Source organism: Pseudomonas abietaniphila (assembly GCF_039697315.1).
Taxonomy (GTDB): Bacteria; Pseudomonadota; Gammaproteobacteria; order Pseudomonadales; family Pseudomonadaceae; genus Aquipseudomonas; species Aquipseudomonas abietaniphila_B.
Genome location: NZ_CP155619.1, coordinates 6,132,205 through 6,152,149 on the forward strand (window position 1 = coordinate 6,132,205; position 19,945 = coordinate 6,152,149).

General features: G+C 61.1%; 19 protein-coding genes. 9 read left to right on the forward strand and 10 right to left on the reverse strand.

All coding sequences use genetic code 11. The features are described from left to right. Positions 1-20 precede the first annotated feature (20 nt). Both ABDX87_RS27035 and ABDX87_RS27040 read right to left on the reverse strand, forming a co-directional pair. Positions 21-446: a DUF305 domain-containing protein gene (locus tag ABDX87_RS27035; protein WP_346830649.1), complete on the reverse strand. Its 426-nt coding sequence runs from the start codon at positions 444-446 to the stop codon at positions 21-23. Positions 447-520: 74 nt separating this feature from the next. Further along, on the reverse strand, positions 521-1,444 hold the full coding sequence (locus ABDX87_RS27040; protein WP_346830650.1) for a LysR family transcriptional regulator: 924 nt from the start codon (positions 1,442-1,444) through the stop codon (positions 521-523). Between the two features lie 137 nt (positions 1,445-1,581). On the opposite strand from ABDX87_RS27040, the gene ABDX87_RS27045 reads away from it, so the two are divergent. Then, a complete protein-coding gene (locus ABDX87_RS27045; RefSeq protein ID WP_346830651.1) occupies positions 1,582-2,637 on the forward strand; it encodes a tartrate dehydrogenase in 1,056 nt (351 codons plus the stop codon). A 100-nt stretch (positions 2,638-2,737) separates the two neighbouring features. Further along, positions 2,738-4,090 carry a dicarboxylate/amino acid:cation symporter gene (locus tag ABDX87_RS27050; protein ID WP_346830652.1) on the forward strand — a complete coding sequence of 451 codons (1,353 nt, stop codon included), beginning with the start codon at positions 2,738-2,740 and terminating at the stop codon, positions 4,088-4,090. On the opposite strand, the gene ABDX87_RS27055 is transcribed toward ABDX87_RS27050, so the two are convergent. Next, a complete protein-coding gene (locus ABDX87_RS27055; protein ID WP_431061186.1) occupies positions 4,087-4,764 on the reverse strand; it encodes a murein L,D-transpeptidase catalytic domain family protein in 678 nt (225 codons plus the stop codon). The genes ABDX87_RS27050 and ABDX87_RS27055 overlap by 4 nt on opposite strands. A 335-nt stretch (positions 4,765-5,099) precedes the next feature. Here ABDX87_RS27055 and ABDX87_RS27060 point away from each other — a divergent pair, with 335 nt between their 5' ends. Continuing rightward, positions 5,100-5,690, forward strand: a complete 591-nt coding sequence (locus tag ABDX87_RS27060) for a cell wall hydrolase (protein WP_431061286.1) — start codon at positions 5,100-5,102, stop codon at positions 5,688-5,690. A gap of 331 nt (positions 5,691-6,021) precedes the next feature. Here the strand turns inward: ABDX87_RS27060 and ABDX87_RS27065 are convergent, their stop codons facing one another. Then, on the reverse strand, positions 6,022-6,876 hold the full coding sequence (locus ABDX87_RS27065) for a CAP domain-containing protein (protein ID WP_346830654.1): 855 nt from the start codon (positions 6,874-6,876) through the stop codon (positions 6,022-6,024). A gap of 326 nt (positions 6,877-7,202) precedes the next feature. Between ABDX87_RS27065 and ABDX87_RS27070 the strand changes: the two genes are divergently transcribed. Then, a complete protein-coding gene (locus ABDX87_RS27070; protein ID WP_346830655.1) occupies positions 7,203-7,859 on the forward strand; it encodes a peroxiredoxin-like family protein in 657 nt (218 codons plus the stop codon). 122 nt (positions 7,860-7,981) lie between these two features. Beyond that, positions 7,982-8,866, forward strand: a complete 885-nt coding sequence (locus ABDX87_RS27075; RefSeq protein WP_346830656.1) for a LysR family transcriptional regulator — start codon at positions 7,982-7,984, stop codon at positions 8,864-8,866. Positions 8,867-8,897: 31 nt separating this feature from the next. Here the strand turns inward: ABDX87_RS27075 and ABDX87_RS27080 are convergent, their stop codons facing one another. Both ABDX87_RS27080 and ABDX87_RS27085 read right to left on the reverse strand, forming a co-directional pair. Continuing rightward, on the reverse strand, positions 8,898-10,124 hold the full coding sequence (locus ABDX87_RS27080; protein WP_346833630.1) for a carbohydrate porin: 1,227 nt from the start codon (positions 10,122-10,124) through the stop codon (positions 8,898-8,900). Between the two features lie 348 nt (positions 10,125-10,472). Next, the gene (locus ABDX87_RS27085) at positions 10,473-11,351 is read right to left on the reverse strand and encodes a LysR family transcriptional regulator (protein ID WP_346830657.1); all 879 of its coding nucleotides are present in this window, start codon (positions 11,349-11,351) and stop codon (positions 10,473-10,475) included. A 134-nt stretch (positions 11,352-11,485) separates the two neighbouring features. Between ABDX87_RS27085 and ABDX87_RS27090 the strand changes: the two genes are divergently transcribed. Beyond that, complete coding sequence (locus tag ABDX87_RS27090; protein ID WP_346830658.1) at positions 11,486-12,832, forward strand: MFS transporter; 1,347 nt, start codon at positions 11,486-11,488, stop codon at positions 12,830-12,832. Between the two features lie 110 nt (positions 12,833-12,942). Here ABDX87_RS27090 and ABDX87_RS27095 read toward each other — a convergent pair whose 3' ends face one another. Further along, positions 12,943-13,719, reverse strand: a complete 777-nt coding sequence (locus tag ABDX87_RS27095) for a carboxymuconolactone decarboxylase family protein (RefSeq protein ID WP_346830659.1) — start codon at positions 13,717-13,719, stop codon at positions 12,943-12,945. A 149-nt stretch (positions 13,720-13,868) separates the two neighbouring features. Next, positions 13,869-14,852: an aldo/keto reductase gene (locus ABDX87_RS27100; RefSeq protein ID WP_346830660.1), complete on the reverse strand. Its 984-nt coding sequence runs from the start codon at positions 14,850-14,852 to the stop codon at positions 13,869-13,871. Positions 14,853-14,949: 97 nt separating this feature from the next. Between ABDX87_RS27100 and ABDX87_RS27105 the strand changes: the two genes are divergently transcribed. The 3 genes from ABDX87_RS27105 to ABDX87_RS27115 all read left to right on the forward strand — a co-directional run bounded on the left by ABDX87_RS27105 (position 14,950) and on the right by ABDX87_RS27115 (position 17,801). Continuing rightward, positions 14,950-15,858, forward strand: a complete 909-nt coding sequence (locus ABDX87_RS27105; RefSeq protein WP_346830661.1) for a LysR family transcriptional regulator — start codon at positions 14,950-14,952, stop codon at positions 15,856-15,858. Between the two features lie 88 nt (positions 15,859-15,946). Next, entirely contained in the window at positions 15,947-16,849 is a 903-nt protein-coding gene (locus ABDX87_RS27110) for a LysR family transcriptional regulator (protein ID WP_346830662.1), read from the forward strand. Between the two features lie 268 nt (positions 16,850-17,117). Then, positions 17,118-17,801, forward strand: a complete 684-nt coding sequence (locus ABDX87_RS27115) for a GNAT family N-acetyltransferase (RefSeq protein ID WP_346830663.1) — start codon at positions 17,118-17,120, stop codon at positions 17,799-17,801. 18 nt (positions 17,802-17,819) lie between these two features. Here ABDX87_RS27115 and ABDX87_RS27120 read toward each other — a convergent pair whose 3' ends face one another. After that, positions 17,820-18,578 carry an endonuclease/exonuclease/phosphatase family protein gene (locus tag ABDX87_RS27120; protein WP_346833631.1) on the reverse strand — a complete coding sequence of 253 codons (759 nt, stop codon included), beginning with the start codon at positions 18,576-18,578 and terminating at the stop codon, positions 17,820-17,822. Positions 18,579-18,712: 134 nt separating this feature from the next. Beyond that, positions 18,713-19,927: an MFS transporter gene (locus ABDX87_RS27125; RefSeq protein WP_346830664.1), complete on the reverse strand. Its 1,215-nt coding sequence runs from the start codon at positions 19,925-19,927 to the stop codon at positions 18,713-18,715. Between the last annotated feature and the right edge of the window lie 18 nt (positions 19,928-19,945).

Below are 19,945 nucleotides of genomic sequence, written 5' to 3' on the forward strand. Positions count from 1 at the left end.
GTGACGTCAGGGATGGAGGGTCAGGGCTGTGTCGCACGCGGTGCCTGGGTCGGCGAGGCGACAGAGGGCGGCAACGGATCGCCGATGGCCAGGCGCATCGCGGCAATTTCCTGCTGTTGTTCGACGATGATTTCCTGGGCCATGCGTTTGAGCTGTTCGTTGTGGCCGTACTTGAGCAGGGTCACGGCCATGTCGATGGCGCCCTGGTGATGGGCGCTCATCATCGCCACGAAATCGCGGTCGATGTCGCCGGTGGGTTTGCTGTCCATGCCGGCCATCATCGTTTCCATGGCGGCAGCGTTTTCGCTGAGGAAGGGAGCCTCGGCGCTCACGGGGTCGGGTGTGTTCCCGTGCTCGTGGCCTTCGTGACCCATGGCAACGGACACCGCGCTCACCAGAAGCAGTGCGACGCCGTAGCGCAGGGAATGGCGGGTGAGTCGTGACATGTGCGTTTCCTCCTGTCTGAAAGCGTTCACAGGCAGGACGCACGGCGGGGCGGGTTATTCCATCTGCGGGCGTGTTATTCGATCTCCGAAGCCGATTCCCCCAGATGGTCGATGTGCTTGAAGCGCTCGACCAGGAAGTCGATCAGGCTTCTCACGCGGGCGGACAAGTGCAATTGCTGCGGGTACACCGCATAGACGTCGGCACGGGTCGGGGTCTGGTCTTCGAGCACCAGTCGCAGGCGGCCGCTGCGGACATAGCGGGCGATGTCCCACTCGGCTCGCAGCAGAATGCCGTAGCCTTCCAGTGCCCAGTTCAGGGCGACCTCACCGTCGTTGCACCCCAGCGCGCCGCGCACCTTGATGTTCTGCGTCTTGCCGCCGTTGGTGAAACTCCACACGCCGTAAGGCGTTTCGTTTTGCCGCAAAAAAATGCAGTTGTGCTGTTGCAGGTCGGTCAGGCGGGTCGGCACGCCGTTCTTTTCAAGGTACAGCGGCGAGGCGCACAACAGGCGTCGGTTGGAGGCAATCTTGCGCGCATGAAACGCGGCGTCCGGCAGGGTGCCGAAACGGATGCCCAGATCGAAGCCATGGGTGGCGAGGTCCAGTGGGTGATCGCTGATTTCGAGCTGGATCTCCACCTCCGGATAGCGCGCGAAAAACGCCGCCAGCGCCGGGCCGATATAGCGGCGACCGAACCCCAAAGACGCATTGACGCGAATCAGGCCCTTGGGCGTCGCTCGGCTGCTGCTCACCAGTTGCTCGACTTCCTCGATCTGCGTGAGGATTCGCGCCGCGTGGGAAAAGTAAAGCTCACCCTCTGTGGTCAGGCTCATGGATCGCGTGGTGCGGTTGACCAGCCGAATACCGAGCCGCGCTTCCAGTGCGCTCAGTCGCTTGCTCACGGCAGGCGGTGTTACCCCCAGCTCCCGCGCGGTAGCGGCAAGGCTGCCTTGTTTGGCGAGGAGGTAGAAAAACTGCAGATCCAGGGACTGGTTCATTCGTAACTCAAAGTTATGGATGTAGTGATTCCGGGGCACTCACTGCGCGGCGCTTACTACATATACTCCGCTCACACCCCGCTTGACCAGCCTGCTTCAAGCGGTACAACAAAAACGTGACGAGAGTGGAGTTGATCATGAGCGCATACAAAATCGCAGCCATCCCAGGCGACGGCATTGGCGTCGAAGTCATTGCAGCCGGTGTCGAAGTGCTGCAGGCCTTGTCGGAAAAATCCGGCTTCGCGCTGGACTTCAAACACTTCGACTGGAACTCGGACAACTACCTGAAAAACGGCTACTACATTCCGGAAGGCGGTCTGGCTGAGCTCAAGACGTTCGACGCGATCTTCTTCGGCGCAGTCGGCGCCCTCAATGTGCCGGACCACATTTCCCTGTGGGGCCTGCGTCTGCCGATCTGCCAGGGCTTTGACCAATACGCCAACGTGCGCCCGGCACGGGTGCTGCCGGGGGTGAAAAGCCCGCTGCACAATGGCGAGCAGATTGACTGGGTGGTGGTGCGCGAGAACTCCGAAGGCGAGTATTCGGGCAACGGCGGGCGCGTACACCGTGGATTGCCGGAGGAGGTTGCCACCGAGGTGTCGGTCTTTACCCGGGCGGGTGTCGAGCGTATCCACCGTTTTGCGTTTGAACTGGCGCAAAGTCGCCCACGCAAGCACCTGACCATGGTCACCAAATCCAACGCCCAGCGTCATGGCATGGTCTTGTGGGACGAGATTTTCTACGAGGTCGCCAAGGACTTTCCTGACGTGAACGTCGACAAGGAACTGGTGGACGCAGTGACCACGCGCATGGTGCTCAAGCCGTCAACGCTGGACGTAATCGTCGCCACCAACCTGCACGCCGATATCCTTTCGGACCTCGCGGCGGCGTTGTCCGGCAGCCTGGGCATTGCACCGACGGCCAACCTCAACCCGTCACGTCAATTCCCGTCCATGTTCGAGCCGATTCACGGTTCGGCGTTCGACATCACCGGTAAGGGCGTTGCCAACCCGATTGCCACCTTCTGGACCGCAGCCATGATGCTGGAGCACTTGGGTGAGCCTGCTGCCGCCAAGCAGTTGATGTCGGCGATCGAGGCCGTGACTGAAAGCGGGGTGCACACGCCGGATCTGGGCGGTACGGCGACCACGCGGCAAATCACCGATGCCGTGCTGGCGCTGATCAACCGCTGAGTCGGCACACCGATTCAAAGTAATGCAGCTATCGCCGGGGGCAGGGCACGCACCTGACCCCTCGGTACCTCCTGACAACAATAAAAATCAGGGCCCTGTCATGAAAAGAATACTTGGCAAACTCTACGTACAAGTGCTCATCGCCGTCATTCTCGGCGCCATCGTCGGCGTGTTCGTCCCCGAAACCGCCACCGCGCTCAAACCCTTGGGCGACGCGTTCATCAAGCTGATCAAGATGTTGCTGGCACCGGTGATTTTCCTCACCGTCGTCTCGGGCATCGCCCGCATGGAAAGCATGAAAGAGCTCGGCCGCGTCGGCTTCCGCGCGCTGCTGTATTTCGAAGTCGTGTCGACCCTGGCGTTAGTGGTCGGGTTGGTCGTGGTCGACGTGTTCAAGCCGGGCGCCGGCATGAACATCGATGCCGCCACCCTCGACACCTCAAGCCTGGCGACTTACACCACCGCGGCCAAACACGCGTCGTTCATGGACTTCATCATGAACATCATTCCCGACACGATCGTCGATGCCTTCGCCAAGGGCAACGTGCTGCAGATTCTGCTGTTCTCGATCCTGCTGGGCGTCGCGCTGGCCCAGGTCGGGCCTCGCGGAAAAGTCTTTGTCGACGCGCTGGACAGCCTGATGCAGGGCATGTTTCGCATCGTCAACATGGTCATGCGTCTGGCACCGATCGGCGCATTCGGCGCCATTGCCTTCACCATTGGGAAGTATGGCTTCGGCTCGCTGTTCTCCCTCGGCAAACTCATGGCGTGTGTGTACCTGACGTGCGCGGTGTTCGTGATTTTTGTGCTCGGGCCCATCTGCCGTTACAGCGGTTTCAGCCTGTGGAAGTTCCTGCGATTCATCAAGGAAGAGCTGTTCACGGTGCTGGGCACCAGCTCATCGGAATCGGTGTTGCCGCAGATGATTTCGAAGATGGAGAAAGCCGGCGTGTCGAAACCGGTGGCCGGGATGATCATTCCCTCGGGCCTGACGTTCAACCCGGACGGTCAGGCGATCTACTACACCATCGCCGCGATTTTCATCGCGCAAGCCACCAACACACCACTGACCCTGACCGATCAATTGATCGTGCTGGCCGTGCTGATGTTTACCTCCAAAGGTTCGGCGGGCGTTACCGGCTCGGGTTTCATCATCCTGGCGGCCACCCTGGCATCGCTGGGCACCATTCCAGTGGCGGGGATGGTTCTGCTGCTCGGAGTCGATCGCTTCATGTCCGAGGCAAGGGCGATCACCAACACCATCGGTAACGGCGTAGGCACCATGGCCATCGCCAAATGGGTCGGCGCGCTGGACACGGACAAGATGAACAGGGCGCTCAACGGCGAGCCTGAACCGGAAAAGGCAGAGCCTGTCGCGCCCGAGAAACCGCCGGCTTCATCCGCGAGCACTGCCGGGTTGGCGCCGGCGCTTGGCCGCCTGTCTCGGGGCTAGCGCAACGTTGTTGCGGGCGTGCAGTGGATGAACGTCGATGAGTTCAGCCATTGCGCGTCCGGGTAATAGATGAACACCAGTTGACCCTCCTTCAAGGTGTCGATCACCGGCCTCGCAGCGGCCGTCGGCACCGCAGGACAACCATGGCTTCTGCCGATTCGCCCGTTTGCGCGGGCGAAGTCGTTGCTGACGTAATCGGCACCATGGATGACCACGTCACGTTCGAAGGCCCGGTCGTTGACCCCCGGTTCCAGGCCGTCCATGCGCAGCGAATAACCGTTGCGCCCCACGTAGGTCTCGCGGGTGCTGTAGAGGCCGATGCTGGAGGCCAGGCTGTCGGGTTCGTTGGAAAACTGCGTGGCCAGGTTTTCGCCGCTGTTGCGGCCATGGGCGACCAGTTCGTGAAAGAGCAGGGTGCGCGTGTCGAGGTCGAAGACCCACAGCCGCGGCTCGTTCGAGGGGCGCGAGTAATCGATGACCGCAAGTTTTGTGGTGGAGGTGCCGGACGTCGACATCCGGCATTGCGCCGATTGCACGGCCAGTTCGATGACCTGGGGATCAGCATCCGGCGCGGCACGGCTTAACGCGGCGCTCAATCCATACCCGCTTTCCGCGCAGGCCAGCGCCGGGCAGAGCGACGCTATCATCATCAGTAAAAACGGCTTGATTGCCATGCATAAGGCTCGCTGGGAAAGGGCATCGCTGCCCCTCAATATCGTTAACCGTGGGAGTCGGTTGCAAGCACCACCCGTCCCGCAAATGAAAGCCGTTGCATAAAGTTAAAACGCCACTATGCTGCTTCCAGCGAGCGCTTCTCTACTCGCTGTTGATCCGTGGCGTCTCCCTAAAACAACACCCCATAACCGGTCGACGACAGCTTGCGATGTTCCGACTTACCGCTGGCGAACAGGCCCTGACGGCGGCCCGGACGTAATGCGGATGCAGGCGCGATCGGCCTTGAACAGAAGGTTCGACGATGCGCCTTATTTCCCTTTCAATCTGCCTGCTGATGGCTGCGTTCGTTGGCCAGTCGCAGGCGGCTGACACGACCCCGGAGCCGGAGGCTGTGGTCAGCAAAGCGCAAGTGCTGGAAGAAAAAGCCGCTGACAAGGACGGTGCGACACCGGCCGTGCCCAAGAGCGAAATCATCACCAAGTCCGAAGCTCAGGCCGTTGACCCTGAGGGCGCGGCGTCGGTGGACGATGCCATCGTCTGCCTGTCACGCACGATCTATTGGGAAGCCAAGGGCGGTACCGATGCGGACATGTCGGCGGTGGCCAACGTCGTGCTCAACCGGTTGGGCCATGAGGGCTATCCGGACACGATCTGTGGCGTGGTCAAGCAGGGGTCGGAGAAGAAAGCCTGCCAGTTTTCCTGGTGGTGCGACGGGCGTTCCGATCAAGTGAAGGAAGACGATCGCTACGCCGCCTCCAAGGAAATCGCCCGCAAGGCCCTTAACCAGCAGCTCACCGACAGCACCAAGGGCGCGATGTACTTCCACGACCGCAACGTCAAACCCGCTTGGGCCAGCGAGTACATCAAGACGGCCGAAACCGGGAAGTTTCTGTTTTACAAACCGAAGGACGGGAAGGCGAAGTAGGGTGTAGATACCCCATTCCAGCCCATAGGTGCTCTGTCAAATTAACATTGTGCGCATTGACGCTTTCCCTGTGGGAGACGTCCGAGGTTACGAGGGTATGGGCCGCACTCGGACGAATGCGGTGGGTCGATTCTGTCTCCCACAGGGACCGAGTCAATGCGCGCAGCGAGGATGCAGTCCAGTCTGCGTAGTTGAGCGTGCTCGCGAATGCAGTGTTTCGTTCAACATGGATGCAACAGAAAGACCGCATTCGCGGCCGTCGTAACCTCCGACTGCTCCTACAGTGATCGAGTCAGTCCGCGCAAAACAGCGCCGGGCGTTCAAATGGTGGTTATTGCTTCACCCCAAACATCGCGGTCCAGTAAATGCCGGCGTCGCTTTTCGGGTCGGTCGCGTAGGCGGCGCCGAGGTCGCGGAAGTCCGGGTTCATCAGGTTGGCGCAATGACCGGGGCTGGCGAGCCAGCCTTCGACCACCTTGCGGGCGCTGTCTTGCCCGGCCGCGATGTTTTCACCGATCTGTTGCCCGAGATAACCCGCGAGCTCCGCACGATCGCCTGGCGTGCCGCCGTTGCGACCTTTGTGATCGAAATAATTGTTGTTGGCCATGGACCGGGTGTGCCCCTCGGCGGCCGTGGCCAGGGTGTCGTTCCAGACCAGCGGGGCGGCTGCCGAGAACGGTTGACCGCCACACTGATGCGGCACGCTGCGGGCAGTATTGATCAGCCCGAGTATTTTCTGCCCTTCGGCCTGGGAGTTGCCCAGCCCACCGGCCAGCAGGGGGCGCGCCAGCACGATACGCCAGTCACGATCATTGCGGCTGACGCCCACATCGACAAACTGCGGGTCCAATACCACCTGACAAAAGCTTTCCTGAATGGCCTTCATCGCCGAGGGCGCGTCACGCGGCCCGGACAATGAGATCGCCTGCACGGTCACCATGGGATAGGACGCACGAGCCAGCACCTGTTGCAGATCCACGCTGCCGGTGGGCGGCAGGTTAAGGCGTGGATCGGCGGTCAGGGGAGGGAGTTCCTGAGACACCACGTTGGCGCATGGCTGCGCTTGACTGCGAAAGCTGTTGATCGACTGCACCAGTTGCGTTTCTTCACTGGCCTGCGCGGTGCCGGTGAACATCACCAGCCATGAAAAGGCGGCAAGACCCATAGAAAATGATGTAAGGCGCATGAAGATCTCCCTTGAACTGACTGCGGCCATGATGCGCGATTTTGCCTGTATCGAAATAGTCTGAACCAAACAATCCATGGAGGTTGCAGTCGAGTGACCGCTTTTTGCAATCGTTGGGATGAAAATGGTGCCCGCTGCGTGGCCACTCGATGGGTTTGCAGAGGTCAGAACGCGGGGCGCTTTGTCATTGAGCGATCTCAAGGTAAGGCACGCCCGCCCATTCCTTCAACGCATGACTGTTATCACCTGAGCCCGTCTTCTTGGCGCCGGTGCGGATTGAGAGGATGAGCGCCTCGCTTCACTCATCCCCCATAAGGAATACCGCCATGACCCTCCAAGCCAAACTCGACGCCTTCAAAGCTGACTTCGTTGCGGGCAAACCACCCTACAACGCGCCTGCACCGGTACACGCGATCATGAAGCGTGCCACCGACGAGCTCATCGCTTCCGGGCAGGCCCAACGCACCCTGAAAGTGGGTGACAAAGCGCCGGTCTTCACCCTCAACGATCCGGACGGTAACCCGGTCTCCTCCACTGATTTGCTGGCGAAAGGACCATTGGTGATCAGTTTTTACCGGGGTGTCTGGTGCCCGTACTGCAACATGGAGCTGCAAGCACTGGAAGAAGCCTTGCCTCAGTACCGTGAACTGGGCGCGAACCTGGTGGCAATCTCTCCGCAGGTTCAAGCCAACAGCCGCAAATCGGTGCGCCAGAACCACCTGACCTTCCCGATTCTCAGTGACGTCAAAAGTCAGGTGGCCGAGGCTTTCGGTCTGCGCTTCAAGCTGCCGGACTACCTGATCGACCTGTACAAAGGCTTCGGCAATGACCTGCCGACCTTCAACGACGACGCCGGTTGGGTACTGCCGATGCCGGGCCGTTTCGTGATCGGCCAGGACGGGGTGATCAAGTACGCCGAGGTCAATCCCGATTACACTCTGCGTCCAGAACCGACCGATCTGTTGCCGGCCTTGCGCGGCTGAGCGGTGATGTGAAATCAGGCTGCCACCTACCGTGGCGGCCTTTTTTGCATGCAGGCTGTTGCTGCCGTCGGGTATCGGCGATGCTGCGTGCTGCCTCAAGAACGATTGAAGAAGGAATGCTGATGGACCGTCTGGCCGCGATGGAAACCTTTATCTGTGCCGTGGAAACCGGGTCGTTCTCGGCTGCCGCCAAGCGCCTGGGCGTTGGGCAGCCCGCCGTGTCGAAATCCATCGCCTCGCTGGAGCAAACCCTGGGCACGCGCCTGCTGCTGCGCACCACCCGCGGGCTGACGCCGACCGAAGCCGGGCAGGCTTATTACGACGCCGCACGGCTCACGGTCGATCATGCCAACGAAGCCGATGCCGCGGTACGTGGAGTGGGGGTGGGGCTTACCGGGCGATTGAGGATCAGTGCCGCGACCACTTTCGCCAGCCTGCATGTGGTCCCCTATCTGGGGCCATTGCTCAAGCAGCATCCAGGGCTGAATATCGAGGTGATTCTCGATGATCGCAGTGTTGACCTGGTGGAAGAGGGCATCGACGTGTCGTTGCGCATGGGCGTGCTGGATGATTCGTCGATGACGGCAAAGAAGATCGCTCAAGGACGGCGACGGGTGATCGCCACGCCCGCGTATCTGGCGTGCCATGGGGTTCCTCTCCATCCATGGGATCTGGAGGAGCATCAGGCGGTGGTCTATAACCGCGCCGGGGGCGGCGATACCTGGCTGCTGCGCCGGGGTGACGAAACACACAGCGCATCGGTGGGCGGACGTTTGCGCGTGTCGGCTGCGGAGGGGGTGCGCGCGGCGGTGAAGGCCAACCTCGGGCTGGCGATGGCCTCGGAATGGATGTTCGCGCCGGAACTGGCGAGCGGCGAAGTGGTGACCGTGCTGGATGACTGGACGTTACCGCCCGTAGACTTGTGGGCGGTGTTCCCGGCCGGGCGCATGACCAGCGCCAAGGCCCGGGTCTTCGTGGATTACGTCGCCGCGTTGCTGGGCCAATGAAAGCCCAGCCAGGCGATGGGCGGTTGCCGGGTCACAGCGTCGCTTTGACCTGCAAGCCGACGATCAGGGTGTTGTCGATGTCTTCACCATAGAACGCACCCGGTTCAATGATGTACTGCACCGATGGGCGCAGTGTCAGCCATGGCGCGATCTGTGCGCCGTACGTCATCTCCACCAGACCTTCGCCGCTGGCCAGGTCCGGGAAGTCCTGACCGTTGGCCAGCGCTGCGTTTTCCTGCACGTCCCGGCTGCGCGAGTTGAAGACCGCACGACCGTAACCGATGGCGACGGTGTCGTTGGGACGGGACACGAACGGTTTCTTCAGAGCAAAGCCGGTCGAATACCAGCGACGGAACGGCGCGGCTGCAGCGCTGGCGTTGGAGAACTGACCGAACACGCGGACGTTGCGGCCGCTGACATCGCTTGAATTCCAGATCGCCTGGTCCATGAGGAAATACGAGCCCTCACGGCCTGCGACTTCCTTGCTCGTGCCGATGCGCGGGGCGTCGGACGTGTCGTAGTAATAGCCGACGCGATACTCGCCGGGCATGTCGCCGAGCACGTTGTAGATCGCTTCGATGGGCAGAATGTTGCCCGTGCTGTCTTTAGGCGCCATGTCCCAGGCGCGACTGGATTGGCCGTTGCTGGCGGCGTCGACCTTGAAGGCAGCGACCTGCAATGCGAAGTTCGGTGTGAAGCGATACTTGGCCATGGCGCCCAAATGGGCGTTGGGATAGTTGCTCCAGCCGCTGCCGCCGGACATCGCCAGTGGATGACCGCAAAAACCGGCGTTCATGAAGTTGCACAGAATCCCGCTGCTCAGGCCGCCCAGGTCATTGCCCATCGCCATATAACCCAGCTTGACGTTCAGTGCCGGGCTGAAGAGGGTGTTTTCGTAGCTAAGCTCGGTCAGCCGCGTGTACAGGCCACCGTAGTTTTCCTGTACTGGCAGCCGGTTGCCCACCAGATCGCCGGAGCCGTCGTTGCCGCGCCGGTCGTTGATGGTCAACTGTATTTTGCCGCCGCTTTCCAGATCCAGCAGTTTGCCGAGATCGAACTGCGCACCCAGCTTGATGTTCTGTGAATAGCGGGTTCCGCGCTGTTTGCCGCCGTGGGCGTTGTAGACCGTCTCCCCGCTGTAGTCGCCGGTGATTTTCACGCCCTGCGCGGCCAGTCGGCTGCGGCTGCCATCCCAGTCACCTGTCATCGTCGACTGCTCCAGCCAGTCATCGGCCATGGTCGGCGCGGAGGCTGCCATGGCCAGCACGGAGCCGACGACCAGCGCCGTAGAGAGGCAACGGCGCGAACCGGATTCGAACGTGATATGCGAAGAATTGCTCATTGATCAACCTGGATGGCAGTAGGTCGTCACGGGGACGAAGGCGTAAAGAAGGAGGGCGGCACGCGGGCGCGCTCGCAAGCGGGCGCAATGAAACCACAAAATGGACTAACTGGTTAATCTGTTTTTGCGATGACGGGTATCGTCACTGTCCATAGTCATCAGGTTGCGGGAGGTGATTCAGGAATGACGGGGATTGAATGTTTAACTATGTGCGACAGGGGCCGGTATGCGGACCATGGCCGGTCCACCTTCCGGGCCCAGGCATCACGCCAGCGCCTGGATCAACCCCTTGAAGGCGGGCAGCGCCGGGTTGTCGTTATCCCTGCGTGACACGCGATACAACTCGGCATGCAACTGCGCATCGCTGAGCGGACGGAACGCCAGGTTTTCGCTGTGCAACTGCGTGGCCGAGGCCGGAACGATCGCCACGCCCAATCCCGCCTTGACCATGCTGACCACGGTATGGGTCTGGCCCAGGTGATAGACGTAACGCGGGGTGATGCCGGTCATGGCGAACAGCCCTGCGATGCAGTCATAGAAATACCGGCCTTCATCGGGCGCATACATCACGAACGGCTGCTGGTCGAGGTCGCGCACGGCGATGGCGGGTTTATGCGCGAGCGGGTGCTGCTGCGGCAGCGCAACCAGCAAGGGTTCGCGGCTGATCAGTTGCGCGTCGAGGGTGTCGTGATCACTGACGTGCCGGACAAATCCCACGTCGATGCGGTGGGCGGCCAACGCTTCGAGTTGCGCGCTGGACACCATTTCCTTGAGCGTGAACTGCAACCCCGGCAGTGCTTCGGCGGCACGAGCCAGCAGGGCGGGAATCATCTGGTACGCGCTGACGGCCGTGAACCCTAGCGTCAGGTTGCCTGCTTCACCCCGCGCCAGACGCCGAGCGCCATCCGCCGCCTGGTCCGAGAACGCCAGGAGATGCCGCGCGTCGCGCAGAAAACCCTGACCGGCTGCCGTCAGCCTCACCGAGCGGTTATTGCGTTCCAGCAACTGGATGCCCAACCCGCGCTCAAGCAACTGAACCTGCCGACTTAGCGGTGGTTGAGTCATGTGCATCCGGGTAGCCGCCCGCCCGAAATGCAGCTCTTCAGCGACGGCGACGAAACAACGCAACTGGTGCAATTCCACGATTCAATATCCGCATCAATCCATACAGTCTCTATGTTAGACCTGAATCGATATCGGCTCCTATCATCGGCGTGAGAGTTGTACGACAACAAAAACAAAATGCCCGCCTTCACAGAGCGGGCGGGAGACGCACCATGCTCAGTAAATCCCTTCCTGCGGATTTCGCCGACGCGCAAGCGAAGGTCGGCCGCCACCGTTTTCTCATTCTTTCGATGATCTTCATTGTCACCGTGGTCAACTACGCGGACCGGGCGACCATGTCCATCGCCGGCACGGGCGTGGTCAAGGACCTGGGGCTGGACCCGATGATGCTCGGGATGATTTTCTCGGCGTTCGCCTGGGCCTACGCGCTGGGGCAGATTCCGGGCGGCTGGCTGCTTGATCGCTTTGGCGCACGCCGGGTCTATGGCTGGAGCCTGGTCCTGTGGTCCTGTTTCACGATGGCGCAAGGCACTGTCGGCTGGTTCGGCCTGATGGGCGCTTCGGCTGCGATGAGCTTGTTCGCCATGCGCTTCATGTTGGGACTGGTGGAATCTCCGGCATTTCCCGCCAACAACCGCATTGTGTCGTGCTGGTTCCCCACCAGTGAGCGCGGTACCGCGTCAGCATTGTTCAACTCGGCGCAGTACATGGCGGTGGTCTTGTTCACCCCGCTGATGGCCTGGCTGACCCACGCGCTGGGCTGGGAGCATGTGTTTCTGTGGATGGGCGGGCTGGGTCTGGTGCTGAGCCTGTTCTGGTTCGCCCTGTACCGCGAACCCCACAGTGACAAGCGCCTGAGCAGCAAGGAGCTGGACTACATGCGCGAAGGCGGCGCCCTGGTGGATCTGGAACTCAACCGCAAGGAACAGAAGAACAAAGCGACGTTCAAGGAGATCAAGCAACTGTTCACCAGCCGTACGCTGTGGGCGATTTATCTGGGGCAGTACTGCATCACCGCGCTGACGTATTTCTTCATCACCTGGTTCCCGATTTACCTGATCAAGGGCCGTGGCATGACCATCATGGAAGCCGGCTGGGTCGCGGCACTCCCGGCGATCTGCGGCTTTTCAGGCGGCGTGCTGGGCGGGATGTTCTCGGACATGTTGATTCGTCGCGGCGTACACCCTTCGGTCGCGCGCAAGACGCCGTTCCTGATCGGGATGGTGATGTCCACCGTGTTGGTGATGGCGAACTTCGTCGACGCCAACTGGATCGTCATCGCCCTGATGGCCATCGCCTTCTTTGGCAAAGGCCTGGCGGCGGTTGGCTGGGCAGTGCTCTCGGACACTGCACCTAAAAATATGGTCGGCTTGAGCGGCGGCGTGTTCAACGGCATCGGCAACATTGCCGGGATCATCACGCCCGTGGTGATTGGGTACATCGTGGCGACCACCGGGTCGTTCAATATCGCGCTGTGGTTCGTGGCGGCACACGGGTTGCTGGGAGTATTCGCCTACGGCGTCCTGGCCGGCCGGTTCGAGCGGGTCGAATTGCGCTGATCCCTGCCGGCAAAGGTTCACATCGTTGCAGCATGCCCTAGGGCTGACCCGATGACCCATCGACGTCAGCCCTGTTTTCTTACGCCTGCGGTCGAACATGCGCGATGGATTCAACCCGCGCTGCGCGACGCAAAGACGTCCTTGAGCACCGGTACCGCCGACATCGCTTTCGGCCAACCCACGTAGAACGCCAGATGGGTGACGACTTCGGCGGCCTGCTCGCGCGTCAGACCGTTGTCCATCGCTCGGTTGAGGTGGAAGGTCAACTGAACCGACTGGTTCTGTGCAATCAGCGCCGCCACGGTGATCAGGCTTCGATCCCTTGGCGTCAGATCGGTGCGTCGCCACAGATCACCGAACAACACATCGTTGGTGTAGCGCGCCAGTTCCGGCGCCGTGGCACCCACTGAACCCTGAACCGCCGCACGGCGTTTGGCTTCGCTGTCCTCATCCAGCTTGAGCGGTTCGCTCGGCGGCGGTGTGATCTCATCGGGATCAAGACCCCGCTCGGTGAAGACCTGCTTCGCCACGCTCACTGCCGACATTGCGTTGGGCCAGCCGCTGTAAAACGCCAGATGGGTGATCAGTGCGGTGATTTCGCTCGGCTTCACGCTATTGTCCAGCGCCAGCTTGATGTGCCCGGTCATCTGCGGGGTCTGCCCGCTGGCCAGAAGGGCGGCTAGGGTGATCAGGCTTCGGTCGCGAGGGATCAGGTCCGGACGTTTCCAGACCTCTCCGAACAGCAAGTCCGTGGTGTAGCGGTAGAGCTGCGGTGTGACTTCAAGGACGTCCGGCGACGGTTTAGGGTCCGGCCGGGGCTTGCCTTCCTCAGCACCCGCCAAGGCCGAGAAGCACAGGGTGGCGAGGGTGGTTGTGATCAGCTTCATACATGGGCCTCCTGAAATAGATTTCCATCTTAGGTAACCCTGGCAGGCGGATTAAGGGGCGTAGGCGGGATGCCGTCATGAGCAGCGTTCACCAATGGAGAACGCTGCGTGTGCTGCAGAATTTCCCGGGACAAGCTCAGCGTCGCGGGTCAGCGGTTGACGGCTTTCTGCAAGTGAGCCGGGTAACGGTCGCCGACGATCTCGATGGCCTTGAGCGCCGAGTCGATCGCCTGCAGATCGGTGGCGGTCAGGACGACGTTGGCGGCACCGACGTTTTCCTCAAGCCGATTCAGTTTGGTGGTGCCGGGAATCGGCACGATCCAGGGCTTCTGCGCCAGCAGCCAGGCGATGGCGATCTGTGCGCGAGTGGCGCCTTTGCCGTCCGCAATCTTGCCCAATACGGCCACCAGCTGGGCATTGGCCTTGCGATTTTCTTCGCTGAAACGTGGCAGCCCTTTGCGGAAGTCGTCGTCAGCAAACGTGGTATCAGCGTCAATGGCGCCGGTGAGAAACCCTCTGCCCAGCGGGCTGAACGGGACGAAGCCGATGCCCAGTTCCTCCAGCAACGGCAGGATTTCCTTTTCCGGCTCACGCCACCACAACGAGTATTCGCTTTGCAGTGCCGCCACGGGCTGCACCGCGTGGGCGCGGCGAATCGCATCGGCTCCCGCCTCGGACATGCCAAAATGCCGGACCTTGCCCTCGGCGATCAGATCCTTGAGCGTCCCGGCCACGTCCTCAATCGGTATGTTGGGGTCGATACGGTGCTGATAAAACAGGTCGATGCGATCGGTCTTCAACCGTTTGAGCGACGCTTCGGCCACGGCGCGGATCGTTTCCGGACGGCTGTCCAGACCTTGCGGCGGTTCGCCGTTCTTGAAGCCGAATTTGGTGGCGATCACGATCTGGTCGCGAAACGGGGCGAGGGCCTCACCGAGCAGGGCTTCGTTGGTGTAGGGGCCGTAGGCTTCCGCGCTGTCGAAAAAAGTGACACCGCGTTCGAAGGCGCCGTGGATCAGTTTGATGGCGGCGGACTTTTCCGTCGCCGGGCCGTAAGCGAAGCTCAAGCCCATGCAGCCAAGGCCGATGGTGGACACCTGCAGACCGCCTTTACCGAGTGTGCGCTGTTGCATTTCTGTCTCCTTCGATAGGGTTCGAACTACCTTATATTGATGTACCCTCTTCAACAATCCGCCCAACGCTGCATGGCTACATGAGGGTAATTCATAAATGATTCGAGCCGACTTACCGGAACTGACGGCCTTCATCGCCATTGCCGAGCACCAGAGTTTCAGTGGTGCAGCCCGAGTGCTGGGCGTGTCGCCCTCGGCACTGAGCCATTCGATGCGCAACCTGGAGGCGCGGCTGGAGATGCGTCTTTTCAACCGCACCACACGTTCGGTGGCATTGACCGAGGCGGGCGAGCAATTGCTGCAGGGCGTGCGCCCGTTACTCAACGACCTCACCAATGTAGTCAACGAAGTCACTTCCGCGCGTAATACCCCGTCAGGTTCCATTCGGATCAGCGCTTCGGAATCGTCAATCAGAACCTTGATTCACAACGTCGTCCCGAAGTTTCTGGAGGATTACCCACAGATCCATATCGAGCTGATCGCCGACAGTCGGTTGGTGGACATCGTGGGCGATGGCTTCGATGCCGGCATCCGGATTTTCGACGATGTGCCCAAAGACATGATTGCGGTGCGCTTCGGCCAGGACATTCACTTTGGTGCGGTGGCCTCGCCCGCGTACCTGTCGCGGCATCCGGCGCCTCAGTTGCCCCATGACCTGAAAAAGCACCGTTGCATCCGCTTCAAGTTCGCCAGCGGCGCGCTGTTTCGCTGGGAATTCGAGTACATGGGGCAAAGCACCAGCATCGACGTCGACGGGCCGATGACGATGGACAACATCAACATGATGATTGAAGCCGCGCTGAACGGCATCGGTATCGCGTGGGCGCCGCTGACGCAGGTCGAAGACCATTTGAAGGAAGGGCGCCTGGTCCATCTGCTGCCGGAATGGAGTCCGACCTATCCCGGCGTGTGCCTGTATTACCCGGCCAACCGCCACCCGCCGATGGCCTTGCGGCTGTTTGCCGAAGCGGTAAGGGCGTGGGCGCAGTCACGACAGGCCAACTGAAGCCATTGGCATCGATCCACGGGAATCGGCTTTCTGACTTGAACCGGCGCACACCACGCACTCTGAATTTGCTTAATGGGGATCCTCAATGGCCCGTGACAGTTACAACGATCTTCTCGCGTTTCTGGCCGTGGCCCGGGAGCGCAGTTTTACCCGCGCGGCGGCTCAGCTAGGCGTGTCCCAGTCCGCGTTGAGCCACACCATTCGTGCGCTGGAGACGCGGCTCGGCGTGCGCTTGCTGACGCGCACCACCCGCAGTGTCGCGCCCACAGAAGCGGGAGAGCGGCTGTTCAACAGCCTGGCGCCGCGCTTCGAAGAAATTGACGCCGATCCCGCGGAAATTCTGGCGTTTCGTGACCAGCCGCGCGGGACGATTCGCATCACAGCGACGGACTATGCCGCGAATTCGGTGCTCTGGCCGCGCCTGCTGACGTTTCTCCCGCAATACCCGGACATCAAGGTCGAGATCATGACTGACTACGGGCTGACCGACATCGTCGCCGAGCGTTACGACATGGGTGTGCGCCTGGGCGATCAGGTGGCCAAAGACATGATTGCCGTGCAGATTGCACCGGACATGCGGATGGCGATCGTCGGTGCTCCCGGCTATCTCAAGGACCACCCGGCGCCTGAAACGCCGCAGGCGCTGACGCAACACAACTGCATCAATCTGCGCTTGCCAACCCATGGCGGGTGTTATGCCTGGGAGCTGAGCAAGGACGAAACCGAGGTTCAGGTGCGCGTCGACGGCCAACTGACATTCAACGGCGCTTATCAGATGCTTGAGGCGGCCTTGGCCGGGTTCGGTCTGGCATACATTCCCGAAGACCTCGCCAGACCCTACGTGACATCCGGCCGGCTGCAGTGGGTGCTGGAGGAGTGGTTTCCGACGTTCCCCGGATTTCACCTGTACTACCCGAGCCGCCGTCAGTCCTCCCGTGCGCTGACCTTGGTTGTGGATGCTTTGCGCTTGTCGAAGGGAACGGTTTAAAACCCTGATGACGCATCAATGCGCTTGATTCATGAGTGAGGCGAACACGATCCAGTGCCTGCCGCACTGCCTCACAACAACGCAAAACCTGTAGGAGACGTCCGAGGTTACGAGGGCAGCGAACGCGGTGTATCAGAAAAGCAGCGGTGTCTGCGCGGCAACACTGACAGACCCAGCGCCGGCTCTGCGCCAGAAGCGGGTATGATGCGCGGGTCTGCCCCTCCACGTGATCGTCGCCGTGGAGCCTTTGCCCAGAGTCAGGATTCTCATGTACACCATCACCCGCCTTGAAAACACGCCGCCCGAGTCGATCCAGAGTCAGATCATGCAGATGGTGGTCGATTACGTGACCGACATCAGCATGGTCGGCATTGTTGCGAGCAACCCGCTGTATCAGCTGTATCAGTACGGGGTCGGGCACGAAGTTCATCAGTATCTGCAAGCCATGAATGGCTCTCGGGGTTTTCCGGTCGAACTGATCGTCGCCCTGGACGACGAAGACCCTTCGATGGTCATCGGTTTCTTGTTGTACCTGCCGGTCCAGGACGACCCCGAGGCCTGCGCAGTGGCGTATATGGCGGTGCAAGCCAGCCAGCGTCGGCGCGGCATCGCCCGAGCGATGCTGCGCCAGATGGTCGAGCGATACACGCACGCCGAGCTGGCATGCTTTGTCAGCAAGGTGCCGTATTTCGAGGCTATGGGGTTTCAGGTTCTGGCAGCGCGCGGCCCGCAAGTCGTAATGAATACCCGCGACCGTCAGACCGATGGCTTGCTTGCGGTGCTGGACGTCGCGCCGATCTACAACTCGGTGGAAGTGCGCCAGATTCACGCCTATCTGCTTAAACAGAATGGCAAGCGGGCCATGACCGATGCCGAGAAACAGCGAGATCGCCACCTCGATCAGATGACGCGGCAGGCTCGATTACTGGTGCAGGAGCGATTGGGCGAATGAGGTGCTGAACGGGTGCACTCACATGTGCACTTCCACCGCCAATGGCAAATGGTCGGACAAATGAGTCCAGGGCCGGGTGCCCAGAATCCTCGGATTGTGGCTGGTGGCGTTACGTAGGTACACCCGGTCCAGGCGTAGCAACGGGAAACGTGCCGGATAGGTTTTCGCCAGTCGTCCATGACTGCGCTCAAAGGCCTCGTGCAGATATTCGCACCGGGCCAGGCGCTTGTTGCCCTGCAATTGCCAGTCGTTGAAGTCACCCGCGATGACCACAGGCGCATGTTCCGGCAACGAGTCGAGCAGCGCGCAAAGCAGATCAAGCTGCAATTGCCGATGGCTTTCCAGCAGGCTCAGATGGACGCAAATCGCATGCACCTCTTCATGCCCCGGGACCTGCAACACGCAGTGCAACAGCCCGCGCCGTTCGGGCCCCGTGATCGACACGTCCAGGTTGCGGTGATGCAGGATCGGATATTTGGAAAGCAGCGCGTTACCGTGATGCCCGTCGGGATACACCGCATTGCGGCCGTAAGCAAAATCGCTCCACATGCTGTCGGCCAGAAACTCATAATGGGAAGTCACGGGCCAATCCGAGAACCGCTCGGCATGCCGATCATGGCTGCCAAGCACTTCTTGCAAAAACACCAGATCGGCGCCTGTGCTGCGCACGGCTTCACGCAGTTCCGGGAGGATGAAGCGTCGGTTCAGTGCGGTGAATCCCTTATGGGTGTTGACCGTCAGCACGCGAAGTCGATGGACATCGCGTACGCCAGCCATGTCCGTAGGGGGAACACGGGTGCCTGCAGGGTCGGGGTTCACGCGCACGCTCCTGTCACGGTGGATGTGTTAGTTCCGACCCGGCTGCGACTCGGCAGTTCAGCTCGTTCCGCGGATGTCCGATCAGTATTCCGCTACACGCGTGTGTCTACGGTGGGACGGCGAGACAGCAGCACCGTCAAGGCCAGCGCGAGGACTGACAGCAGGGCGGCGAAGAAGAAGATCCAGCCGTACCCCATGCCGAGCGCAATCGCGCCCATCAACGGCCCGGCAATCGCCAGCGCCAGATCGAAGAACACCGCGTACGCACCCAACCCGGCACCGCGACTGCTGTTGGGCACCTGTTTGATCGCCTCGACACCGATGGCCGGGTACACCAGCGACAGGCCAAAGCCGGTCAGACCCGCCCCGATCAGGGCCACGGTAGTGCTCGGTGAGAGCCACAGCAACACCAGCCCGACGGTCTCCACCGACATGCAGGTGATGGCCGAGCGGAAGCCACCAAAACGGGTGATCGCGTTGATGAAAAACAGTCGGGCCACGATGAAGCAGATGCCGAACACCGTCAGGCACCACGCAGCGCCTTCCCAGCCACGGTTCACGTAATAGAGGGTGATGAAGGTGGTCAGGGTGCCGTAACCGATCGACGACAGGGTCAAGCTCAGACCATAAGGCGCCACGCGGCCGAACACTGACCAGAACGCCATGCGCTCGCCACGAACCACGGGCACCGGCGGCTTGTTTCGAATCAACAGCAGCGCGCCAACGGCCAGCGCAGTGAGCACCAGGCCTAAACTGACGAAGCCCAGTGCATCGACCATCACCACGCCCAACGGCGCACCAATGGCAATCGCGCCGTAGGAGGCGATGCCGTTCCAGGAAATGGAACGCGCTGTATGCTCAGACCCGACTTGCCCGATGCACCAACTGATGGTCCCGACCCCGATCAGCCCTTGAGACCCGCCAAGGATCAGCCGGGCGATCACCAGAATAATCAGGCTGGCCTGCGCAAATGACTCCAGCAAGATGGCCACCACCGTCAGCACACCGCTCAATGCGATACCGGAAAGCCCGTAAACAATTGCGCGTTTGGTGCCGATGGTGTCGCAGATCCTGCCAGCCACCGGGCGGCTGAGCAGGGTCGCCAGGTATTGCGATCCGATCACCAGACCCGCCACCACCGCACTGAATCCAAGCTGATTGTGCACATAGCCGGGCATGACGGCGATGGGCAAACCGATGCACAGGAAGGCAACGAACGTATAAAACACGATAGAAACGATTTGCAGCGTGATCGCCATTGAACTGGCGTTTGAAGCAGGCGTGTTAGGCGGCAGGGCGGCAGACATTGGACTCTTCGCTGGAGC

Excerpts from the sequence above, each read along its gene's own strand:
- ABDX87_RS27035 (WP_346830649.1), bottom strand. The coding sequence starts at position 446 with ATGTCACGACTCACCCGCCATTCCCTGCGCTACGGCGTCGCACTGCTT.
- ABDX87_RS27040 (WP_346830650.1), bottom strand. The coding sequence starts at position 1,444 with ATGAACCAGTCCCTGGATCTGCAGTTTTTCTACCTCCTCGCCAAACAA.
- ABDX87_RS27045 (WP_346830651.1), top strand. The coding sequence starts at position 1,582 with ATGAGCGCATACAAAATCGCAGCCATCCCAGGCGACGGCATTGGCGTC.
- ABDX87_RS27050 (WP_346830652.1), top strand. The coding sequence starts at position 2,738 with ATGAAAAGAATACTTGGCAAACTCTACGTACAAGTGCTCATCGCCGTC.
- ABDX87_RS27055 (WP_431061186.1), bottom strand. The coding sequence starts at position 4,764 with ATGGCAATCAAGCCGTTTTTACTGATGATGATAGCGTCGCTCTGCCCG.
- ABDX87_RS27060 (WP_431061286.1), top strand. The coding sequence starts at position 5,100 with ATGGCTGCGTTCGTTGGCCAGTCGCAGGCGGCTGACACGACCCCGGAG.
- ABDX87_RS27065 (WP_346830654.1), bottom strand. The coding sequence starts at position 6,876 with ATGCGCCTTACATCATTTTCTATGGGTCTTGCCGCCTTTTCATGGCTG.
- ABDX87_RS27070 (WP_346830655.1), top strand. The coding sequence starts at position 7,203 with ATGACCCTCCAAGCCAAACTCGACGCCTTCAAAGCTGACTTCGTTGCG.
- ABDX87_RS27075 (WP_346830656.1), top strand. The coding sequence starts at position 7,982 with ATGGACCGTCTGGCCGCGATGGAAACCTTTATCTGTGCCGTGGAAACC.
- ABDX87_RS27080 (WP_346833630.1), bottom strand. The coding sequence starts at position 10,124 with ATGGCAGCCTCCGCGCCGACCATGGCCGATGACTGGCTGGAGCAGTCG.
- ABDX87_RS27090 (WP_346830658.1), top strand. The coding sequence starts at position 11,486 with ATGCTCAGTAAATCCCTTCCTGCGGATTTCGCCGACGCGCAAGCGAAG.
- ABDX87_RS27095 (WP_346830659.1), bottom strand. The coding sequence starts at position 13,719 with ATGAAGCTGATCACAACCACCCTCGCCACCCTGTGCTTCTCGGCCTTG.
- ABDX87_RS27100 (WP_346830660.1), bottom strand. The coding sequence starts at position 14,852 with ATGCAACAGCGCACACTCGGTAAAGGCGGTCTGCAGGTGTCCACCATC.
- ABDX87_RS27105 (WP_346830661.1), top strand. The coding sequence starts at position 14,950 with ATGATTCGAGCCGACTTACCGGAACTGACGGCCTTCATCGCCATTGCC.
- ABDX87_RS27110 (WP_346830662.1), top strand. The coding sequence starts at position 15,947 with ATGGCCCGTGACAGTTACAACGATCTTCTCGCGTTTCTGGCCGTGGCC.
- ABDX87_RS27115 (WP_346830663.1), top strand. The coding sequence starts at position 17,118 with ATGTACACCATCACCCGCCTTGAAAACACGCCGCCCGAGTCGATCCAG.
- ABDX87_RS27120 (WP_346833631.1), bottom strand. The coding sequence starts at position 18,578 with ATGGCTGGCGTACGCGATGTCCATCGACTTCGCGTGCTGACGGTCAAC.
- ABDX87_RS27125 (WP_346830664.1), bottom strand. The coding sequence starts at position 19,927 with ATGTCTGCCGCCCTGCCGCCTAACACGCCTGCTTCAAACGCCAGTTCA.